We start from the raw sequence: 2,620 nt of genomic DNA, 5'->3' as shown, positions 1-2,620 counted from the left end.
CGTCGACGCCGGCCGGGCCGCCGTCGTCGTGGCCCCGTCCGGTGGGCGCGGGCAGCGCGTCCGCCGTGGTGACCATCTCGGCGAGCTTGCGGCGGGCGTCGTCGAGGGCCTGGTCGGCGTCGAGGCGGACCACCTGGTAGAGCGCGGCGGCCACGTGCTTGCAGTCCGTCCCGACCGGGCACGTGCAGCGCCCGCCCACCGGCTCCATGAGGGCGCCGGCACCGTCCTCGGCGGCGGCGTCGTAGGCCTCCTGCAGCTGCACCTGCACCCGGTAGGGGCTGGGCGCGGTGCCCTGGACGGAGGCACTCAGGCGGCCGGTGGCGGCGTCGTAGCGCAGGCGCCCCACGGCGCCCGACGCGGCCACGGCGAAGCCGCGGTCCGCACTGGTGGGCCCGACGACGGCGCGGATGGCCTCGGTGCGCAGGTGCGGCAGGACGTCTCCGGAATCTGCAGTGGCCATAGCGAGCAGTCTTTCACGGACCGTGCCGGGCCCGCTCCGACCGACGCCGGCCCGGCGGCGTGCCGACCACCCCGTTCCTGGGTCCGCACACCCGAGACCTTCAGCCCGACCCGCCCCGGACCGTAGAGTGCGCCCATGGCGTCCACACAGCCCTCCCCCGTCCCCGCCGGTGCCACGCCGGCGCCCCACACCTCCCCCCTCGGCCTGTCCCTGCCGGACGGCCGGGGCCGTCGCGTCCTCGTCACCGGTGCCACCGGGTACGTGGGCGGGCGCCTCATCCCCGAGCTGCTCGCCGCCGGCTTCGACGTCCGGGCCGGCGCCCGGAACCCCTCCGACCTCGCGGACCGACCGTGGTCGGACAGCATCGAGGTGGTGGAGCTCGACCTCACCGAGGTGGACCTCGTGGAAGCCGCCATGCAGGACGTGCACACCGTGCTCTACCTCGTGCACTCCATGGGCGGGGGCGGCGACTTCGTGGCCCAGGAGCAGCGGATCGCGGACATCGTGGGCACCGCCGCGGACACGGCCGGCGTGGCCCAGCTCGTCTATCTCTCCGGCCTGCACCCGGACACGGTCCCCGTCGCGGAGCTGTCCGACCACATGCGCTCCCGCGCCCTCGTGGCCGAGCGTCTCGAGCGGGCGGCGACCCCGGCACTGACGTTCGAGGCCGGGGTGATCATCGGCTCGGGCTCCACCTCGTTCGAGATGATCCGCCACCTCGCCGAGCGGCTGCCCGTGATGCCCGGCCCGTCCTGGCTGAGGAACCGGGTGGAGCCGCTGGCCATCCGCGACGTCCTGTACTACCTCCTGCAGGCCTGCGCCCTCCCGGAGCCCGTGCAGCTGCGGGCCCAGATCGGCAACGGGCACCCCCAGCCGTTCGCGAGCGTGCTGGTGGACTACGCCAAGGCCGCCGGCCTGTCCCGACGCATCGTGATCCCCACCCCGTTGCCCTTGAAGACCCTGGCGGGCTTCTGGATCGGCATGGTGACCCCCATCCCGGTCGCGGTGGCCTTGCCCCTGGCCGCATCCCTCGCCGAGGAGGCGGTCGTGGAGGACCGCTCGGTCCGCGACCTCATCCCGGACCCGCCGGGCGGGCTGACCTCCTACATGGACGCCGTGCGGCTGGCGCTGAAGCGGGAGAAGGAGGGCCCCCTGGACGTCACCTTCGACGCGGACCTCCAGAGCTCCGCGGACCCGGCCGCCCCCCTGCCCTCGGATCCCGAGTGGGCCGGCACCACGGTCTACACGGACGAGCGCGAGCGCGAGTCCGACCTGCCCGCGCAGGAGGTGTGGCCGGTGATCGAGTCGGTGGGCGGCGCCAACGGTTGGTATTCCACCCCGCTGCTGTGGAAGATCCGCGGGCTGATGGACAAGCTTGCCGGCGGGCCCGGCCTGACCCGCGGCCGGCGAGACCCGGACCACCTGCGACGCGGCGACGCCGTGGACTGGTGGCGGGTGGAGGACGTGGAGCCGGGGCGGCGGCTGACCCTGCGGGCGGAGATGAAGGCCGGCGGGCGGGCCTGGCTGCAGCTGAGCACCGAGCCGCGGGAGGGCGGAGGCTCCGTCTACCGCCAGCGGGCGGTCTTCATGCCGGACGGCCTGCTCGGACGCGCCTACTGGACCGCCATCCTGCCCTTCCACGCCGTGGTGTTCCCGGAGATGGCCGCGAACATCCTGGCCGAGGCCCAGCGCCGGCACGACGACGGCGAGCGTCCCCGCACCCGCGGCCTGCTGCGGCCGCTGGTGGACCGGCTGCCCCTGCGTCGCAACCCGTTGGACAGGCGAGCCCGCGGCGCCGGCGGCGCTCAGTCGCGGGACTGACCGTCGGGGCCACGCCCCCAGTGGGGCCGGGGGCGTGACCGGGCCGCCCGGCGCAGCCAGCGCCGCCCGGGGGACAGCCGGGCCCAGTTGACCTGCAGGGTGGCGACGGCCATCCGGCCCTGCCGCACCCGCTGGCGCAGGGAGTGGAAGATGCGCCCGGCGACCTCCACCCGCAGGTCCGGATCGAACCGGATCCGGCGGCCGGCCAGGGCCAGCTGGAAGGACAGGTCCAGGTCATCGTGCACGTCCCCGCGCTCGCGGTGGACCCGGGTCCGCACAGCCTGCCACGCCTCGGCGCGCAGGGCGCAGTTGGAGCCCCAGACGGGGGTGGCCGCCACC

3 protein-coding genes are annotated in these 2,620 nt (G+C 75.3%); 1 reads left to right on the top strand and 2 read right to left on the bottom strand.

Features of this window, described 5'->3' with window-relative positions:
- The coding region (locus HMPREF3105_RS00425; RefSeq protein WP_210401406.1) for an SWIM zinc finger family protein at positions 1-460 on the bottom strand (460 nt) is incomplete at its 3' end.
- Positions 461-595: 135 nt separating this feature from the next.
- Between HMPREF3105_RS00425 and HMPREF3105_RS00420 the strand changes: the two genes are divergently transcribed.
- Positions 596-2,281: an SDR family oxidoreductase gene (locus tag HMPREF3105_RS00420; RefSeq protein WP_070708507.1), complete on the top strand. Its 1,686-nt coding sequence runs from the start codon at positions 596-598 to the stop codon at positions 2,279-2,281.
- Here HMPREF3105_RS00420 and HMPREF3105_RS00415 read toward each other — a convergent pair.
- A partial coding sequence (locus tag HMPREF3105_RS00415) for a glycosyltransferase family 2 protein (protein ID WP_246830290.1) occupies positions 2,266-2,620 on the bottom strand: 355 nt, incomplete at its 5' end. The genes HMPREF3105_RS00420 and HMPREF3105_RS00415 overlap by 16 nt on opposite strands.

It is taken from the genome of Micrococcus sp. HMSC31B01 (assembly GCF_001816085.1).
In the GTDB taxonomy this organism is placed as follows: domain Bacteria; phylum Actinomycetota; class Actinomycetes; order Actinomycetales; family Micrococcaceae; genus Micrococcus; species Micrococcus luteus.
Note: the sequence above shows the minus strand (reverse complement) of the source record. Positions and strands in the feature narration are given on the sequence as shown.